Annotated in this window: 1 protein-coding gene; it reads right to left on the bottom strand. The window is 72.4% G+C overall.

The genetic code is table 11. The features are described from left to right. On the bottom strand, positions 1-515 hold a 515-nt coding region (locus IF89_RS45675; protein ID WP_043194949.1), incomplete at both ends, for a hypothetical protein.

Raw genomic sequence — 515 nt, 5'->3', positions numbered from 1 at the left:
GCGGTGTAGGTGTAGGCGGTGGTGTTGCCGAGCTGGTCGGTCTGGGACGCCAGGCGCCCGGCCGGATCGTAGGTGTTGGCCGTGCCGGTGCGGGTGTCGGCGTTCTGCCCGCCGTCGCCCTGGGTGAGAGTCTTCGAGGTCTGGCGTCCGGCGAGGTCGTGGGTGAGGGCTGCGGTGAACTGCTGCCCGGGGCAGGCGTCAGGTGCGGCCGGGTTCAGCACGGTGCTGTGCGGGATGCCGCCAGGCCCGTAAGAGGGGGTGGCGGTGACTTCGCCGCTGGTTGAGGTCAGGGTCCGGCCGAGGGCGTCGGTCTGGGCGGTGGAGTCGGCGGCGGGGGTGCCGTCAGCGAAGACGACCTTCGCCGAGGTGGTCCGGGCCGCACTGTCGGCGTCCTGCACCGACACGGCCCGGGCCTTGCTGAGGCCGGCATTCTGCTGGTCTGTGCCGAGCACGCCCTGGGTGACGGCTTCGGCGACGATGTCGGAGGCGGTCTTGACGGTGGTGCCGTCGGGGCC

It is taken from the genome of Streptomyces sp. NRRL F-2664 (assembly GCF_000719345.1).
Classification (GTDB): Bacteria; Actinomycetota; Actinomycetes; order Streptomycetales; family Streptomycetaceae; genus Streptomyces.
The sequence above is the reverse complement of the archived record's forward strand: the minus strand, read 5'-3'. Positions and strand labels throughout refer to the sequence as shown.